This window comes from Sphingomonas sp. CCH9-E2 (assembly GCF_001557215.1).
GTDB lineage: Bacteria > Pseudomonadota > Alphaproteobacteria > Sphingomonadales > Sphingomonadaceae > Sphingomonas.
On record NZ_LSJM01000386.1, the window covers coordinates 1 to 882 of the forward strand.

The 882-nt window shown below is 66.8% G+C and carries 1 protein-coding gene; it reads right to left on the reverse strand.

Going from position 1 to position 882, the window contains the following annotated elements; translation table 11 throughout:
• Positions 1-882 (reverse strand): hypothetical protein (locus tag AX681_RS22640; RefSeq protein WP_082749587.1); only part of this gene is annotated, 882 nt, incomplete at both ends.

Below are 882 nucleotides of genomic sequence, written 5' to 3' on the forward strand. Positions count from 1 at the left end.
GGTGAGGGCTTGCCATCGGCCCGAGTTGCCGGTGGCGGTGCGGCTGCGCAGATAGGTGAGGTGGAGCAGCTCATACTGTTCGTCGTCGATCTGGCCGGCGTCGATCAGGCAGGTCCATTGCGCGACGTTCCAGGCATAGTCGCGGCTGACGCCGTCCTGATCGACCGCTTCGCTGAGGCCCTGATACCAGGCGAGCATGGCCTTGAGCCGCTGCGGGCGCTGTTCGGGGGTGAGGTCGGCGAGCTTGCGGCGGAGGCGGGCGGCGTCTTCGTCGCCCGGCAATGTCTTTTGCTGGACGCGGGTGTCGATCGCCCATTTGACCTTGCGCGCGGTGATCGGGCCGGAGGGCCAGAGGCGGAAGAGTTCGGCGCGGACTTCGAGGAGCAGGGCGACATAGGTGTCGGTCTGGACCTGAAGCATCGCGTCATGGTCGAAGATCGCGGTGAGTTCGGCGATGGCGGTCGGGTTGAGTTTGCCGTCCGGGCCATGCGCCGCGAGGATGCCGTCGCGGCACTTCTGGCGGACGGGGGTCTTGAGGCAGTCCTTCGAGAAGAACAGCTTGCCGTAGCTTGGCGCGAGTTCGCGCAACGTGCGCTTGAAGCGGCGGCGGCTGTTGAAGCTGTCGCGCCAGGCGGTGAGGACGGGTTGCAGGCTGCCGGTGCCGTAATTCCACTGCGACATGCCGACCGAGACCAGCATCGAGTCGAAATTGCCGACCGGCATCGCCCAGCAGCCCATCGTTTCGGGGATCGAGGTCTCGCGCATCCGGGCGAAGATGGCGGTGCGGTCGAGGCCGATATCGGCGAGTTGGGTCGCGGCCTGTGGGTCGATGGTGATGTGCGGGGTGTCGGCGACTTCGCGGCAGGGGGGACGGTTTTGGGC